Here is a 17,479-nt window from a genome sequence, read left to right as displayed (position 1 = left end):
AGTCTCCTCACACGTTATCTGTCTCTTCTTTTACCTGATTCTTAAATACGTGCTTTTTACCTGTAACATAATTCAGCGCAATGACAAAAACAGTTACAATGATCTTGCCATAAAGCTTCTTCATATGAACTATCTCTACAAGGAAAATCAGGCCGACATAATCTAAAATCATGGTTGCGCCACGCCAGAACACGAAGCGTCCAAATTCCATGACAAGCTCAAGAAAATTGTTGCATTTACTCTTAAATACGAAGTTTTTATTACATATATAAGCTGCCAGCTTAACTGTAATAAGTGTGATCAGATTTGCCAGCTTGTACTCCATTCCCAGCAAATCCAAAACATGAAACATGGCTACATTTAAAACACTTGTAGCCACGCCAAATATTGTATATAGTATTGTTTCTTTGTTTACCAGCTTTTTAAAAATCTTTTCAATCATTTGCTTTATCTTTCTTCTCAGATGTATCTTTGTCATAGTCAAGCTTTCTTACATGATACTGAACATCCTCGAGGATCTTACGGTTAGCTGCAATAACGTCTGCCTGGAGTCCCACAATAAAGGTCATAAAGCCAAGCAGCATAAGTGTGCTTGCAAGGATCAGGGACTGAACATGTCCTCCGTCTACACCAAGAGCAATAAATACCAGGTAACGCACACCTAAAATAAATCCGATAAGGAACGGAATTGATCCGCAGATTGAGAAGAACTGCAGAGGCTTATACATCATATATGCTCTGATAATAGTAAGCATGGACTTCTTAACATAGCCCATCATGCTTGAGAAAAGTCTTGAAGGTCTGAGCTCAGCATTGGTTCTGATGTCCACTGACTCCATGGGAATTCTCTCACGACCTGCCTGAACGATGGTCTCAAGAGTATATGTATACTCATTTACCACGTTAAGTCTCATGGCAGCTTCGCGGCTGTATGCTCTGAATCCACTGGGAGCATCCGGAATATCTGACTTGGAAGCCTTTCTTACTACCCAGCTTCCGAAGTGCTGAAGCTTTTTCTTAAGAGGTGAAAAATGCTCAGTCTGGTCTATCGGTCTTGCGCCGATAACAATATCAGACTTACCTTCAATGATAGGCCGAACCAGCTTCTCGATATCATCTCCGTTATACTGATTATCCGCATCCGTATTAACGATAATATCCGCGCCGTTTCTAAGACATGCGTCAAGACCTGCCATGAATCCCTTGGCAAGTCCCTTATTTTTCTTGAAATTAACAACGTAGTGAACGCCCCAGTTCTTAGCAACCTCTACTGTGTTGTCCTTACTGCCGTCGTTTATGATCAAATATTCGATAGTATCGATTCCATCTATGTGCTTCGGAAGGTCATTGAGCGCAACCTCAAGTGTCTCAGCCTCGTTAAAGCAGGGAATCTGTATAATTAACTTCATATAAATCTACTCCTGTTTCTAAACAATATCATTTCTATATTAATAGGAATTCCTATTCACTGCAAGTAAAATAATATGTGGAGTGATATCCGGAGTAGGCAACCCTACTGTAGCTGTGGCCCGGATACCTTTTCATCACTTCCTCCAGATAATCTTCGTCATCTTCCTTCGCAGCAACCATTAATACGAAATCCCTGTCTTCGAATTCAGAAGTATTGGGCAGTCCGCTAAGCTCCTTGTGGTCAACCAGTGTCATGGACGCATATTCAGAGGCCTCCAGGAATGATGTGTGCATCCTGAATCTGGCTCCATGAATCATAACAGCGTCCAGGTCAGAATGCTCCCCTGCCCACTGAAGCGAATCCTTTGTATAGCTTTCTGTATAGTCCCATTTAACGCTTCGCCATGCTGCGCAGGTGATTATGAAAAGAGCAGCAAATGTCACTATCACTGCTTTTTTACCATTTAAATAAGCTTTTATAACGTTAGCACAGGGAATAGAGACAAGCGCAAATAACACGCCATATATAGGGAAGAAATATCTGTCCGTTGCATAGGGCGCTGTAGCTGATATCATCACCATGTATCCTGCAACAGCAACAAAAACAAGCACAAATTCAGCATTTATCTTAGCTGCACACTTTTTATATCCAATTATAAGAAGCAGCAATACTGCAAAGACTATTCCGCATAAGAGAATGGGATTACCAAATATCTCATTAGTAACCAATAAAACATCCTTCCAAAGGTTAGTCCTGAGAACCGAATCACTTCCGGCATTACTTATGGTCTCTTCTCCTCTGTCACTGTTAAAAAAGTGGCCCAGTATTCCGGGAAAAATAGCCACACAAAGTCCTGCTGCCACAAGCATTGATACGGTATATTTTAATAAAGCTGCAAACTTACGCTTAAACAAGCTGTAAACTCCATAGGAGACAGACAAAAGAACAACAAAGATCATGCAGTAATAATGCGTCATGGTCCCTAATACTGCTGTGCATGTAAGGGCTGCAAGAATTCCTTTCCCATCCTCTCCCCTTACATATCTTATATAGAAATATGTAAAAAGAAGCGTACAAAACATAGCCATGGTGTACATTCTTATAAACATGGCCATATTAAGAAAAGCAGGTGCAAGCCCATAGGCTGCTGCCAGAATGAGCTTTACCCGCGTATCTTCAATATAAATTCCAACCAGCTTTTCAAAAACCAAAAGGCTTATAAGGCAGAAGAAAATGTTGATCACTCCTCCAAACCACAAGGAGAACCTGCCGGGAAAAAATGAGCATATCGTATGCATAATGACATAGTAAAAGGGCGGATGTACGTCTGATGTCTGATTGCTCCAGACATTGGCATAATCAAAGCGGTGATCATCAGAAACTGTCACATATTGAAGCCAGGGCGTTCCCGCAGGAACATACTTTATCCCATCCTCAAAGGACATCCTTCTCTCACCGTAATGATTGGCAAGACCGTAGGAATAAACCTCGTCTATGTTTACATTTACCTTTTTACTAAATGAAAGGATAAGTAAAATCAAAAAAACAATATAAATGCCTGCTCTTGTTATCTTTTCATAGATCTTCATAATCTAATGTTTCTTTCATAATTGTCTGCTATTAAAAGTTTATGCCATCATCTGGATGCATCTTTAATAAGCTTAAGTGAAAATGCACTTATGCACGGAAGCGCCATCTGCAGGGGATACATATATCTGATATGTCCACCTGACTGTGGGCCCAAAATACAAAACAGAATTGTGGCAATAAGGGGCAATGTAATAATAAACACGCCTTTGTTTTTCTTTATAATTGAAAGCGCAAATGCAATTATCACCCACCACACATAGGTAGCAGCTGAATTAAATATATTGATTATAGGGTAGCCATTCCATCTGACCATTGCATCGCACAGACTATCTCTGAATTTAGTCAATGCGGCATTATCGGGATAATGGAAGTCAGCTCCCACATCACCCATGAATTCGTTAGCTCTTTCCATGCGGTTCGCAGAATAGCTGTACAGATAAGTAGCCTTGTTAAAGGCCTTGGGGTAAAACAGCTCATACTTAAACTCAATAAGCGCATATAAGTATATCTGCGGATGCTTTGGGAACATCTTGAAAAAGACCTTGAAGTAATTCATAAGGTCTGCTTTTGTCGAATCTTCCCTGAAGGTATTCTTTATAGGTGATGAGTGCTTGGGATCATAGTTTTCCGCAATTTTCTCATAATTGACGATTGCGTCTATCGCCTCCCTCTCCTCATCTGTAACTTCATCTGGATAATTAAGGACATATCTTCCTGTCATCTGAAGAGGAAGTGAGAGGACCTCTCTTGTACTTCCTGCATGTATTCCCATAGCAGGAACAAGTACGTTATTCCACATAACATGGATAACCACAACGCCAGCAAATAACAGCGCCAGCTTCTTGCGACTAAAAAGTGCCAGAATCATGCATAATACGATAGTCAAAAGGAGGATATAGAAGGCCTCTTTTCTAAACGCCAGCATACCTATGCCGCCAATATAAATGAACCTTCCAAATTTCTGTTCCTTAAGAGCCTTGTAAAGCCCGATTGTAAATAAGATCAAAAAGCCTGAATAAATAATATCCTTTGTGGCAAGGAATATATATCTTCCTGAATGACCGCCTGCAAATACCACATACAGCATGAAAAGAATTGAACAAATATCCCCAAACTTTTCATCAACGAAGGTCTTTACTACATAACCTATGCAAACAAGCATGAACACGTACTGAATCAGAGTGTATATGAACATTCCCACGTTCCATGAACCTGTTACAGCCACACCAATTTTCACACAGATATACATGAGCATTGTGTGAGCAAGAGGATGGTGATTATCCAGCTTGGTAGCACCATACTCCACATCATAGTGATTATATGAAGATGAATTAAATGCCTGTGCAAGCTGCACTCTGGTATCACCCATGAAAATCGCAGGATAAGCTGCGATAAGGCACGGAATAAGGATTATGAAAACTGTAACAACAGCTGTAATAAAAGGCTTCTTATGAAGAATATCTATATAGGACTTATAAAGTCCCTTAAGCTTACGCTCTGTATTTAACATAAATGCACCCGACGCCAAAAGGTCATTTATCTTGATAAAAACAAGAGCGAAAAGAGTCGTGAAGGCATAACCAAGCGCCATGAACCTTATAGCATTCTTAATCAGCGCCCCTCTGACCACATCTATACTTCCGGTAGTATCAAAGGAATATCCCACCACAATCGCAAAAGCGGCAAAAGCCCCCATAATAATACATACTATTCTGTTCTTCCTGTCTGACAGAAAATCCATAATGCGGTCATAAAAAAACGCCACGTACGCTATTACAAATAACGTGGCGAAGATATTCTGATAGCTGTATTTAAGGAAATGATTTTTAAGATCATACTCTGGCTTGATTGTAATAGCAGCCAGAGTAATGATCACGCTAATCGCCGTTCCTATGTTCCACTTTTTAAGCTTTTCTGTCATTTTGATACCTTTCCGCGAAGACTCTTAATTATAAGAAATCTGTCATGACGGCTTTCACACCCATCTTCTTAAGTCTCTTAAAGTCAGACTTAGTGTTTACCGGGTGTGCAATAACACCGACATTGTATTTTTCAAACATTTTTACAGCCTTTTTTGTCACAAATCTACTGTAAAAAGCAATATATCTTATCTTTTTATGACGCTTACATACCTTCTGGAAATACTTAAAGTCAGCATGTCCGCCCTTCTTAGGGCTACCTGTGATACGATAGGCTTCAAATATGTATTCCGGAAACTTATAAAAAGCCTCCATCTCTTTATACTGTCCCTCATAGTATATCTGAGGAATTATATTCTTAAAATACTTTTCTGCATTCTCTTTTTTACAAATTTTGCGAAGCTCCTTATATACCTTAACGAGCTTTGGGTCCTGAGTATCTACTATCAGCTTGATATCAGTATTTTTCAGAAGACTTATGGCTCTGCGTGCTGTCATTGCCGTCCCTTCTTCCATTGGCTTCCTTCGCAGGAATTCATCATAGGACAAAACCTGTTTTCCATAGCCCAAAAAGCCATGTTCACATATAAGCACATCATCAGATGTGAACATAAAGTCTATCTCAATGACCTTCTTCCCTGATTCGATTGCTTCTACAAGAGACTCCTCACAATTTGCATGTCTTATACCGTTAAATCCACCACAGGCATGAACTATTTTCTTGTCATTCAGGCTGTCAGCTAATTTCGAAGCAGCATTAACATGCTTACAGGGCATAAGTGCCACTATTATCAGCGCTGCAATAAATACTCTGATCATTTTTCTCACGAGTTACTATCCCCCTCAAAAACTGAGGGCAGTCAAATTTCTCTGGCTGCCCTCTTCTGTTATATCCTAGATTATACAGCATTAAAGCATTGATTGATTACCACTTTTTGCTCTTATTACCTTTATCTGTAAGCTTCTTGTAGGTATCAATGTGATAAGCATTGTTTTTCCCTGCCTTGCTGTAGAGCTTATTATTCTTAAAGGTGATTTTACCAAACTTGGTCTTACTTGTGTTTGCAGAAATGAAAGCTCCGAACATTCCGCCCTTAATAGTATTGCCTGTTACCTTTACCTTACCTTTATTAAATCCACCCTTGCCGTTTCCATATACCTGAATGTGAAGTCCGGGCGAGTAGTATTTCCTTGACTTTGGAGCATTACTGATAATTGTATTGTTCTTTACTGTGATTCCCTTTGTGTTGAAAATCATCAGGCCTTCAGCAGACTCACCTGTCAGTGTGCAATTGGTAACCTTTATATTCTTGTGATATTTGTTGGCATTTTTCTTAGTGCTCTTGTCATAGTTAGCACAAACAGCTCTGCAGCCTGTAACCTCACAGTTATTTATTGTTATATTCTTACAGCCTGTTCCATTTAACAGTCCTGAATTCTTATCTTTCAGGAATGGAGCTGTCCTTTCAGTAGCAACATCAATCTGGATCTGTTCCTCAACACTCTTCTTACTATAATCTCCCTGTCCGGTAATCTTGCAGTTCTCTATAAGAACGTTCGAACATGCCACCAGCTCAATAGCATGGTTCTCCATCTTCGCATGCTCAATTGTCATATCGGTGAACTTAAGATTAGTCCCGTAATGGAATCTGAAGGAAGATCCATCCGCCTCACTCTTGTTAGATCTCTTCCATGTACCGCCCTTAATGCTGAAATTAGCTATAGACTTACTCTCTGTCTTGTTATGAATAATAACCTTACGGCAGATGATTGTAGCTCCTGTAGCGTCTATGCTTCCGCCATCAACCGCATCAATAGGTCCCTGAAGATAGTACTCTTTTCCGGATTCCAGCTTAATATCCTTATACTTCTCCAGTGCCTCCTGAATAGCCTTCTGGTCATTTGAGTTCTTCTCATCCTCCTGAACGCACTTCTCATTATGTTTAACCAGATATGCAGCCTTTGCCTGCACCGGGCTTATAAGCATAATTGAAAAAGCCATGGCAGCGGCTGCCATTCCGTACTTTGCAAGTCTTTTAACATCCCTCATAAAATATCCTCCTATTCCTCATAAGATTATTTGGGCGCTTTAATCAAAAATCTGCACCATTTTAGATATAATATGTATTCATTATAACACTTGCAAATCTACGTTTTATAAAGCAACTATTAAACTTTTATTACATCGGAATTATCGCTTTTCTTCACTTCCGTCCCGGTAACAATAGTCGCCATTAACATCGGAACGATCATCATGATCACCGGCTCAGCATATCTTGGAAGGCTTCTGGGACATGCTGCATAGATCATTATAGATAAAATCGGTATCGTACAGAAAACCAGCATCCTGGAATTTCTTCTTTTCAGATTTACCAAGAATAAAAACCATACAACCCAGGTATAAAAAGAGGTCTTAAACAAAATTCCGATGATCGGTATCGCCCTTATCTCAGTAAACAACCATTTGATACTGTTTCCTATCTCTCCGCTTGTAAAGAATGATTCTATATAAAGCTCATCATCCTGCTCCACATCAATGTTAAAGCATACGAAGAACGGATTTCCCTCCCAGGTCATATCAAAGAACTTATAGCAGGTATTAAGTGTTGACTCAAAATATAAGCCCGGATGCTTAAGAAACATAGCAAACCAGCATTTATAGTAGTTTCGCATCTGCTCCTTTGTCGCTTTCTGGTTGAAGGTTATCTTTATAGGATTTGTAACTGTGGGATCAAAATTCTCAGCAATATTATCATAATCAATAACTGCTGCTATCGCGTTCTTTTCCTCTTCAGTCACTTCATCGGGATAGGTTACCACATAGCGGGCAGACTGCTGGAGAAGAGTGCCAATAGCCTCCTGCTTACCACCGGGAGAAATATTCCACACGGGAAGAAGGATCTTTCCCCAAACCACAACAACAAAGAAAATCGGCAAAACAGTTGTTATCGCAACAGAGTACCAGTATTTCCAATACACCGCCATCATCATTACGGCAAGTACCATAACAAAATACTTACCCTGCCCCTTAGAAAGCATAAAAAGAACATTCGATATGGCAAATCCTGCCACAAACCATTTATTCTTCAGAAGCATTCCCTCTGACATGGATATCTCAAATATCATCCACACTGTAGTCAGACAGAAGAAGGAAAATGTCATATCCTTTACCATGCAGACTGCCAGCATAGGATAAAACGGAAATAGCGCTGTAAACACAATCCCAAGCTTGAATATCTTAGATGGCAGCCCAAAGCTGCGTACTCTGAACAAAATAAATACAAGAAAAGCACAAAACAGCAGCATCTGCAGAAATGAAAAGATAGCTACTCCCATCCATGCTCTGCCAAACAAGGTTATACCAAGCTTAACAAAGCTGCCATAAAGCCATGTAGTGAAAAAAGGATGATGATCGGTTATATAAATATCCGGCCCCTGCACCGGTGATACATTGAGCGGAAACTTGACAGGTCTGTGGAAAAACATCCTTATCTGCTTATCTGTATCTCCTATATTACTTGTTCCCGGAAAGAAAAAGATATAGTAGGGAATCCAGAACACAAAAACACCAAGGACTGACTTTAAATAGCTCTTGATATTAATTCGCTCTACCGTATTTTCCTTATTGGCAGCTACCTTTTTTCTTAGCTTTTCTATGACGTAAAATCCCAAAACACTAAGCACATAAGCCACAACAAAATATCCTGCAAACAGGATAAGCGCCCTCATTATATAGAATTTGCCTAATGTAAGATCATTTATTTTATTATCAGCACTAAAATCCTTGCCTATTAGCTGCATCACAGCAAATGGCAGCGCAAATAATATTCCTTTTATCCTGTTGGCCTTTTCCACTTTTTTCATAATAATTGTTTAATTACCTTATCTGAATTATCCCATTTACTTATTTTTTATATAAATAGTAGCACACTCTGTACGTTCCATTTTGTAGTCATTCTTTAATTCTTTGTAAAATCGACCAAACCGTTTGTTTTTGTTTGGTCTCTTCTTTCTAATGATACTGTCATACTTTGATTCTTCATATTTTCCTATATCAGGATTAAAAACAACAACTATATCCGGCTTCTTCTCAGGCTGAATTTCATAATATTTCACCAAATGTCTACTGGATATACGGTTTCTCCAGGGAGAAGGTGCTCCAAACTGATAGTCCGTATAAAAATATGCCCAGGGAAGAACTTTAGAATACAGAACCTTTCCCTCTGGCTCTCTCTTTTGCAGATTATCAAGGGTTCTGCACACCTCATAATACTGAGCTTTATGCTCCGGGCTGGTATAGAGACCGGCTGCAGGTCCCCTATCAATTCTTTCAGTAAGATTCTGTAATTCATCATCACGATAAACCCCCAGTATTCTGGTAACCAGTATGGGTGAAGAAGCAAAAAGGAAAGCGACCAGCGTAGCAGTATATAAAATCCTTTTAGTCCCGGGATTTATCTGAAGCTCCAAGCTATCTACAAGAATTCCAAGTGCCATAACCGTGGCCATTGAAACTGTAAGTGCTCCTACCGTAAATGAACTGGGAGCATCACTTCCCAAGTTAAATAAAACAGAGCAGATAAATCCATACAGATACAAAAACAGTGGTATCTTATGTTTTGCCTTCTTTATAGAACAAATAACAAGCGGTATACTCCAGGGAATAAAGATACTAAATGTACTCCACTGTCTATCAAGGCACAATCTTCTTCTCTCAATAATTACCAGGCAAAATAGCAGTATCTCTACTACATAAACCCAGTCGTGTCTTCCCTTCATGAATAAGCTGATAATTGACAGTATTACCATAAAAAAGAATATCACAATAAGCAAGATGTTTTCGCTACCTGCTTCCATATAAAATGACTTTTTTATAATCTGATGCATAGGCATCGTGAAAAAAGGCATTCTTCTGAGATGCTCGGGATCAGAGAAAATATACGGAAGGGATTTCATGAATGTATCCTTAAGCATTCCGCGGATAATGATAACGGATGGATATACAGACATCAAAAAAAGACTCAGCAGATAACTGAAATAAAATCTTTTTTTATCAATTATTCGTTTATGAATAGCAATAAGTAGTATGGAAATACCTAGAAATCCAAAAATAAAAAAGGGCATACACAGAGTTCCGATAACGCAGCATATACCTATATATACTATCCTTGAATTCTGAATTATGGCGTCATCTGTTTCTGCTATCACGCAAAAGCATGTTCCTATCACCACTGCAGACATGGCAAACAGATGATAATAGCTCATTCCAAGTATGTTTTCTCTGGCAAATACAAGAACCAGGACAGCACAAATAAGCGTCCACCATTTCTTTTGAAAACGGCGCAGATTAGTATAAACAAGAATTGCACATAATAATGAGCTTATATTCTGTAGAATGCGAAAATAAAGCATGACACCGGTTCCCGAAGGGACAAGCATTTTAAATGCTGAATAAAATGGCAGCAGAATAACACCTATAAGCTGAGCAGGATGCCACTCATCCGCAATAGGGCAATCCCCCAACCAGAACCTGTGCGCTAAAGCTATATAAAAGCTTTCGTCAGACTGACAAAAGCTAAATAGTGAACGTATTACAATGGCAAAAAAAATCAAGACCAACACCAGAATGTTAATATAGTCCATAGCTGTATATGGATATTTTTTAGATTCATTTGTAATATTCATATTTGTTATTCCCAAGCCCTTATGATATCTCCGAATCTGGGAAGTGTCAGGCTACAGTAACCATATTCAGCTGTATTTATTAGACCAGCCTTACCAAGTCTCCTTCTATATGTTGAAAAAGAACTCGAAGTAAGATTTGCCTCCATCTGAATCCTGGCAACCTTAGTTTTTCCGTTTTTTGCCAATATTAAGAGCACGGTTTTATCTTTTTCAGAGAGCTCTGACCATATTTTTTCGTAAGCATATTCTTCCATAATCTCGTCGAAATATGGTATCAGCTCTGTTAATTGCATCTTATATTTAAATCTGAGATATCCAAGAACCTGAAAAGCATAGGAATAACCACAAGTAAATTTCGCCATATCATCTGCTTCATCCTCAGGAATATCAAACACTTCTCGATAATTGTTTGACATAGCCTTAATTCCAAGTGGCTTTAACTCTATTTTGGGAGCTCTATACAAAAATGTCAGAGCTTTCTCATTCTGCAGTGATTTTATATTCTCATATAATCCAGTCATCAAAAGAAAGATAGGATAATTCTCTCGCATAAATATTTGAAATGCGCTTGAAAAAACTTTTAAATTATTATTGTTAGTTACTTCATCTATTGCTATCAAAACCTTAAGATGGGCTGCTTTAATAATCTTAAACATTTTTCTAAGCTGAACTTCGACATCTTCAGCCGGTCCATCTGATGAAATAGAAGCCCCAACAACAAACGAAAAGTTCAAATCCGCTTTTATAAAAGCGGGCTTTATAAGAGGATGCTCATACAAATTGGCAGCAAGACCTACCAGCAAATCTCTTGTAGGATTAAGATTTATCACAATCCATTTTTTTGACTTTGACAGCGCAGACGAAATAGTAGTCATGGTCACTGTTTTCCCAGATCCGCGCACACCTGTAATCACATATACCTGAGATGAAGGAGTAACAGAATTAAATGTATCTACAACCTCATAAATCTGAGCCTCTCTGGATATCATACGCGAAGGCTCCTTACCAAAATTGATGTTGAATGGGTTATCCTTTATATTCTCACTAGCCATGTACTCGCTCTCCAACTTTAATAAGTTTTAATAACTTTTGGATACTTTAATAACTTTTAATAAGTTTTAATAACTTTTCTTTATTTTAATAACTTTTAATAACTTTTGTCAACGAGCACTCATACACTTATCAATCTGTCTATCAAATCCTCATCAGATGCTGCCAATACCTGAGAGAGCTCCTTCGCAAGATCAATATATGCCTCCTGAGCCCTTCCATAGCCTATTCTGTCAGGCATCCACAGGAAAAGCGGCTTACCTGCGGTCTCTGCCGCGAGCGCTCTGGTGCAATAATCCGTAACCACAACATCTGCTACTGAAATAAGCTCGTTCACAGAAAGAGGTGCCATATTCTTATAATCAACCTGCTTACCAGATTCTGAAGAAAGAGCTCCTCTATCTTCAGAATTTCCTTCTGACATCTGAAGCTTCTCAGCATCTGCACCGGCAGCACTCTTCATCGCTATCATCTCAGAAAGACTCCTTCTGGGATCAAAGGCAAAGCCCTCAAGGTAATCAGGAATTGCAACCGTACTTCCGGGAGCCCCGTCTACAGCCATACATACGCATACATGGGTTCTTGCAAAGTCCTCATGCATCTTTGTCAAAAGTCTGCCAAGATGGTGACCAAGCTGCTCTCTGTCCTTACAGATAAATGCGATAATCTTCTTATCCCTTGTGTAAGGAATCATGCTAAGAAGTCTGTTCTTAGCTTCAGCCTTGTAATTATCATCCTTTAGCATCAGGAGTGCAGGATTGATATCATTTGTTACTATTCCGCCATTCTTAAGCTTATAATTCCTTTTCCAAAGCTCCTCTTCCTCCTTGGTACTGCCATACACAACATCGTACTCTGTCTTTACAGGGAAAAGTCTGCTCTCTCTTACCTTATAGCCACTTCGAGCCTCTTTAGATGCTCCCCACATGGGATATGCAGGCCTGAGCTCAGGGCTTATCTGTATAACCTTAGTTTCTTCCCTTACATCAAGCATTCTCAGAATGTAAGGCTCTCCTGCGCAGTAAATTCTCTCAGCTACTGCGAGCTTTTCGCAAAACTCCTTAATATTGTCGCTGTTATATTTAATATCAGCTATTATCTCAAAATGCTTACCGGTATTTTTCGTCTCTTCTTCCAGGATTTTCTGAACTCCAAGGAAAGCATCCCAATCAGAATTCTCATCACCAAGGAATACCACTCTGCCTGTAGCCACCGGTCTTCTTTTTCCGGAATCATAAGCACTCTTAGCTTTCTTCCTGAGCTTTTCCATCTCATCTATGCGCTTAGCTTCCGCACTAAAGAGTCTCTTAACCTCCGGAAGATCACAGAAATCACCCTCAATAGGCTCAGGTCTCTTATACTTATCTATCCTGTCTCCAAAGAATTCAGCTGTTATTCTTTCAGTAGCATGACCGTCACAGCCGCTCATGAATCTCTCTCTGAACTCATGAACCTTATTCTTATCAAACCTCTCATCCACATGCTCGATGTACTCAATCATCTCAGCATTGGTAAAGCACACAGGCCCCGGCGTAAGCTCCTCGAAGTTATAGTAGAACCCTCTCCAGTCAAAATAATTAGCAAGGTCATAGGCAAAAAATAACATTGGCTTTTCAAATATTGAATATTCGAAAATAAGCGAAGAATAATCCGTAATACAGATATCTGTCACACAAAGCAGTTCATCGATATTCATGCTGTCGGTCATATCCGCAGCAAAGCCTGCAAACTCAGACGGTACCTGAGGCTTATTCTTTACAAGAGGATGATGCTTAAACAAAAGCACATATTCATCCTTAAAGTGCTCATAGAACTTACGCACCTCAAACATATCTGGCGTTACGGCATTTCTGGGAATACCTCTGAAGGTAGGTGCATAGAGAATAACCTTCTTTCCTTTAGCAGAAGGCATCACATCATACAGATGTTCAAAGGCTACGGCCTTAAAGTCCTCCCTATAAAAAACATCTGATCTTGAAATTCCTACACCCTTTACACAAGATGAATTCAGCCCCATAGCCTCTGCATAAGCCCACTCTATCTCAGGGCTTGATACAGTAACCAGATCGTAATTCTGATGGAGCTTATAAACTACTCCCTTCTTACCATCATTATAGAGCTTGTCAGCAGTGCTGTTACCAAACTTCTTGAACGCACCTGCCGCATGCCATACATTCATAACATGCGTTCCTCTCCTGGCTTTGAAAGAACCCTGTGTATCGCTGCTATCGTTAAATATAAGATAACGTGCGGTTGCAGCATCCTTCAGGAAATCAATCTGTCGTTTCAGCTCCTGTCTGTTATTCACAAAGCCCTGACGCAAAAAATGACAGTGGATATCCATCTCATATCCTCTTACCAGATAGTTAAAGAGCTCCCTGTAGCTATCAGTGAGCTCTCCAAATCTGATTTCAAGGAAAATTACCTTGTCATCCTTTATAGGTTTTAATGCATGAAAATGATAGATTATCGGAAAGATAATCTTCCTTGTAAGAATCCTGTTGAAATTAGCCGACAGACTGGTATTTGCTGAGGCTGAGCTCTTAAAGCTGCCTCCTTTTACATGCCTGTTATCAAAAAAACTCATTCGCGCTTATCACTCCCCATACTCAAAGAACGAATCAACCCGGTTCTTCTTATCAAAAAGATGGTTGTAGCAAAGTGTGTTATACACATTTATCTGATCATAATAAGGTGATGTCTTATCATCCACCTCATAGAACTTACCATCAGCACCAACGTAACCGTTCGCATTGATTATCGGAACATCCTTCATAAGGTCAAGAAGGTACTTATTGTAACCGCTCTTCTTCATTCCACAGGCATCAAGCATAACTGACTGAACGTAATTAATGCTTATTCCGTCCTCAAAATTATAATTTTCTTCAGGTATATCATAGTTAGCCCAGATGAGGAACTTTGTATGATAGAGGTTCATCTGATCAAGTCCCTTTAAGCTGCTCTTATCTGTTCCTAGAAGCTCATTATAAAACTCATCCGATAATCCAGGCTCATGATCTCCGAAATATACGATTACCGTGGGATCATCTGTTTTCTCGAAGTATTCAACCAGCTCCCTAAGAGCATCATCACTCTCATGAATCAGATTGAGATAGTTCTCCACTCCGTCCTGCTGAAGATTATCATCAAGGATATCTATCTCATCAGGAAGGTTTTCCCATTCCCCCTCATAGGGGCTGTGATTCTGCATTGTAACATTGAAGATATAGAAGGGCTCATTGCTCTTTGCCTTAGCAGCCTCGTATTCCTCGATTATCCTTTTAAAATCCTCTTTGTCATCAATATGTCCGCCAATAGTATGATTATCCTCTGAGAAATCATCAATCGTGATAAATCTTGAAAATCCCATGTAGGGATATACATTCTGCCTGTTATAACCGCTGGCCTTATAGGGATGGAGAGCCAGGATACCGCTGTAATTATCCAGGATCATGTTCTGGGTAAGTGTCGGTATGAAGCTCTTTATATAAAGCTGATAGGGCGTTGTTCCCGCAGGAAGGAACGCCTTAGAATCACCACTCAAAAACTCGTACTCAGTGTTCGCTGTCTGTCCGCCAAATACTGATACATAGCTTCTACCCTTAATAGCATTCTCTGTAAGGCTGTCGTAGAAGGGCATCACTTCCTTGTCAGTATGAAGCTCTCCCACATCCTGAAGATCCGCAAAAGCCTCGTCCATAACCACGATAACATTGGGTCTCTTAGCCTCGCTGTCCCCTGTAACTGAGTCTGAGCTGTAGGTATGCTGAAGCTCTGTTATTGTATCTACGCTATAGTTCCTGGGCTTATCAATTACCATTGTGCGAATACTTCTTGTAAAGGTGAGCAGTCCGCCATTATTCCTATAGGACTTTATAGGCATGAAGGTATTTATTGAAATACCATGGTTTCTAAGAAAATCTGTTGCTCCAAGTGTATAAACCGATCCGCAAAGTACCATCACACCAAGACCTGCCACGATAAGTCTGAAACGCACATCTCTTCTCTTTTCCTCACCGGATCTGTAGAACAGGAGGAACGCTGTACATGCCAGAAGAAAGGCGATCATCATGAACTGCTTTATGGTGTATGAGTACTCATAATCACTGGCAACATTAAGCGCTGTACCTGTAGTTGCAATGTCTCCTGCCAGAATCGGAATCTGTCTGAACTTGATAACATAATAATTAACAACTCCAAACATTCCGGACAAAACACCTGTCAGAAAAACAGACCATCTGAGAGATAACGTAAACGAGTAAATGGACCACAAAATAAGTGCATAAAGTCCGTAATTACCAACTATCGCCTTGAGCTTACTTCCAAATATCGAATAAGATGTATCAAGTGCACACTCAGTAAGAAAATAGCAGACAAAAGGGAAAATCAAAAGCAGCACATATCTTGGCCACTTATCAAGCATTCCCCTTGTCTTTTCGCTGATAAAAGGAAAAACAAAGGCAAAAGCGAGAAAACATGCTGTAAGAGCAATGTATCTTTTTCCTGTGTAATCGGTAACAAGGCTCAGTCCAACAGCTGTAACAACCGCCGCAAATATCAGATATATAGTTTTGAAAATCTTATTTCCAGTCATTATTTATCTTTCTTTTTGTACTTTTCAAGTGATGGCTCAAAGAACATCTCCATTATGCGGTCAGTGGCATGGCCATCGCACGCACTCATAAACCGCTCCTTAAACTTCCTTACCTCTTCCCTGTCGAATCTCTCATCGATGTGCTCGATATAATCGATGATCTCTTCATTTGTCTTATATACAGGGCCCGGTGTGAGCTCATCATAATTATAATAAAAGCCTCTCCAGTCAAAGTAATCATCCAGATCATAAGCAAAGAAGATCATCGGCTTCTCAAAAAGAGAATACTCATATATAAGGGATGAATAATCGCTTATGCAGATGTCACTTACAAATAAGAGATCCTCAATCGTCATGGTATCGGATAAATCCTTAGCAAAGGTGCTGTATTCCTCCGGTACCGCAGGTCTCTTATGAACGATAGGATGATGCTTAAACACAAGAACATAGTCCTCGTGGAACTTTTCATAAAACTTCTGTACAGAGAGCTTATCAGGTGTCTCTGCGCCAACAGTCTTACCTCTGAAGGTAGGTGCATAGAGTATTACCTTCTTTCCCTTTGCTTCAGGGAACTGCTGATAGAATCTCTCGAAAGCTGCAGCCTTCTCGCCATCCTTGTAAAAGATATCCGTTCTTGAAAGTCCAACTGCCTTAATGCACTCAGGGTGTTTCTCCTTACCCATGGCCTCTATATAAGCCCACTCAACCTCCGGAGAACTTACAGTCACCAGATCATAATCACCGTGGGAAGGGAATCTTTTCATGTTTGCTGCAGTATCTCCAAACAGCTTCTTGGCTGTGGAAAGTCCGAATCTCTTGAAGGCTCCTGCCGCATGCCAGGTATTAAGCTGATGCTGACCTTTTCTCTTCCATACACAGGCATGAACATCATTACCCTCGCTGAAAATCAGATACTTGGCATCTGCTGCCTCTCTGATATACTGCGCATAGCGCTTATATATCTCGCGGCGTCTGGCTGTTCCTATCTTAAAAAAGATGCAGTGAACATCAAGATCATAGTCCCTTGTAAGTCTCTCATACAATTCCTTGTGATTGTTCGAAAGAGAAAGGAGTCTGAGCTCCAGAAAAACCACCTTGTTTTCCTTAAGCGGCTTCATACTCCCCGCTAAATACATGGCAGGGAACACGATTTTCCTTGAAACCCATCTTATTAAAAAATCCTCAGTGGACTGCATCCACGCCTTAAATTTCATTGCAATTTAGTCCTCG

General features: G+C 39.8%; 12 protein-coding genes. All 12 read right to left on the bottom strand.

Annotated elements, in window-relative coordinates:
• Positions 1 to 7: 7 nt before the first annotated feature.
• Entirely contained in the window at positions 8 to 442 is a 435-nt protein-coding gene (locus G587_RS0107630; RefSeq protein ID WP_026491764.1) for a GtrA family protein, read from the bottom strand.
• Complete coding sequence (locus tag G587_RS0107625; protein ID WP_026491763.1) at positions 435 to 1,409, bottom strand: glycosyltransferase family 2 protein; 975 nt, start codon at positions 1,407 to 1,409, stop codon at positions 435 to 437. The genes G587_RS0107630 and G587_RS0107625 overlap by 8 nt, the downstream gene beginning before the upstream one ends.
• Positions 1,410 to 1,461: 52 nt before the next feature.
• On the bottom strand, positions 1,462 to 3,000 hold the full coding sequence (locus G587_RS0107620) for a glycosyltransferase family 39 protein (protein ID WP_026491762.1): 1,539 nt from the start codon (positions 2,998 to 3,000) through the stop codon (positions 1,462 to 1,464).
• 47 nt (positions 3,001 to 3,047) lie between these two features.
• Positions 3,048 to 4,922, bottom strand: a complete 1,875-nt coding sequence (locus G587_RS0107615) for a DUF6020 family protein (protein ID WP_026491761.1) — start codon at positions 4,920 to 4,922, stop codon at positions 3,048 to 3,050.
• A 28-nt stretch (positions 4,923 to 4,950) separates the two neighbouring features.
• Entirely contained in the window at positions 4,951 to 5,748 is a 798-nt protein-coding gene (locus G587_RS0107610) for a hypothetical protein (protein WP_026491760.1), read from the bottom strand.
• A gap of 97 nt (positions 5,749 to 5,845) precedes the next feature.
• Positions 5,846 to 6,970: a right-handed parallel beta-helix repeat-containing protein gene (locus tag G587_RS0107605; RefSeq protein ID WP_026491759.1), complete on the bottom strand. Its 1,125-nt coding sequence runs from the start codon at positions 6,968 to 6,970 to the stop codon at positions 5,846 to 5,848.
• Between the two features lie 119 nt (positions 6,971 to 7,089).
• The gene (locus tag G587_RS21820) at positions 7,090 to 8,784 is read right to left on the bottom strand and encodes a DUF6020 family protein (RefSeq protein ID WP_035786061.1); all 1,695 of its coding nucleotides are present in this window, start codon (positions 8,782 to 8,784) and stop codon (positions 7,090 to 7,092) included.
• 36 nt (positions 8,785 to 8,820) lie between these two features.
• Positions 8,821 to 10,443 (bottom strand): hypothetical protein, encoded by a 1,623-nt coding sequence (locus tag G587_RS0107595; RefSeq protein WP_026491758.1) that lies wholly within the window; start codon positions 10,441 to 10,443, stop codon positions 8,821 to 8,823.
• Between the two features lie 167 nt (positions 10,444 to 10,610).
• The gene (locus G587_RS0107590) at positions 10,611 to 11,657 is read right to left on the bottom strand and encodes an ATP-binding protein (protein WP_035786060.1); all 1,047 of its coding nucleotides are present in this window, start codon (positions 11,655 to 11,657) and stop codon (positions 10,611 to 10,613) included.
• Positions 11,658 to 11,776: 119 nt separating this feature from the next.
• Positions 11,777 to 14,242 carry a CDP-glycerol glycerophosphotransferase family protein gene (locus G587_RS24295; RefSeq protein ID WP_051200882.1) on the bottom strand — a complete coding sequence of 822 codons (2,466 nt, stop codon included), beginning with the start codon at positions 14,240 to 14,242 and terminating at the stop codon, positions 11,777 to 11,779.
• Between the two features lie 9 nt (positions 14,243 to 14,251).
• On the bottom strand, positions 14,252 to 16,249 hold the full coding sequence (locus G587_RS21810) for an LTA synthase family protein (protein ID WP_051200881.1): 1,998 nt from the start codon (positions 16,247 to 16,249) through the stop codon (positions 14,252 to 14,254).
• On the bottom strand, positions 16,249 to 17,463 hold the full coding sequence (locus tag G587_RS21805; protein WP_051200880.1) for a CDP-glycerol glycerophosphotransferase family protein: 1,215 nt from the start codon (positions 17,461 to 17,463) through the stop codon (positions 16,249 to 16,251). Before G587_RS21805 ends, G587_RS21810 begins: the two co-directional genes overlap by 1 nt.
• Positions 17,464 to 17,479: the final 16 nt, after the last annotated feature.

It is taken from the genome of Butyrivibrio sp. XPD2002 (genome assembly GCF_000423945.1).
GTDB lineage: Bacteria > Bacillota > Clostridia > Lachnospirales > Lachnospiraceae > Butyrivibrio.
Note: the sequence above shows the minus strand (reverse complement) of the source record. Positions and strands in the feature narration are given on the sequence as shown.

Excerpts from the sequence above, each read along its gene's own strand:
- G587_RS0107625 (WP_026491763.1), bottom strand. The coding sequence starts at position 1,409 with ATGAAGTTAATTATACAGATTCCCTGCTTTAACGAGGCTGAGACACTT.
- G587_RS21810 (WP_051200881.1), bottom strand. The coding sequence starts at position 16,249 with ATGACTGGAAATAAGATTTTCAAAACTATATATCTGATATTTGCGGCG.
- G587_RS21805 (WP_051200880.1), bottom strand. The coding sequence starts at position 17,463 with ATGAAATTTAAGGCGTGGATGCAGTCCACTGAGGATTTTTTAATAAGA.
- G587_RS0107620 (WP_026491762.1), bottom strand. The coding sequence starts at position 3,000 with ATGAAGATCTATGAAAAGATAACAAGAGCAGGCATTTATATTGTTTTT.
- G587_RS0107630 (WP_026491764.1), bottom strand. The coding sequence starts at position 442 with ATGATTGAAAAGATTTTTAAAAAGCTGGTAAACAAAGAAACAATACTA.
- G587_RS21820 (WP_035786061.1), bottom strand. The coding sequence starts at position 8,784 with ATGAAAAAAGTGGAAAAGGCCAACAGGATAAAAGGAATATTATTTGCG.
- G587_RS0107605 (WP_026491759.1), bottom strand. The coding sequence starts at position 6,970 with ATGAGGGATGTTAAAAGACTTGCAAAGTACGGAATGGCAGCCGCTGCC.
- G587_RS0107590 (WP_035786060.1), bottom strand. The coding sequence starts at position 11,657 with ATGGCTAGTGAGAATATAAAGGATAACCCATTCAACATCAATTTTGGT.
- G587_RS0107615 (WP_026491761.1), bottom strand. The coding sequence starts at position 4,922 with ATGACAGAAAAGCTTAAAAAGTGGAACATAGGAACGGCGATTAGCGTG.
- G587_RS24295 (WP_051200882.1), bottom strand. The coding sequence starts at position 14,242 with ATGAGTTTTTTTGATAACAGGCATGTAAAAGGAGGCAGCTTTAAGAGC.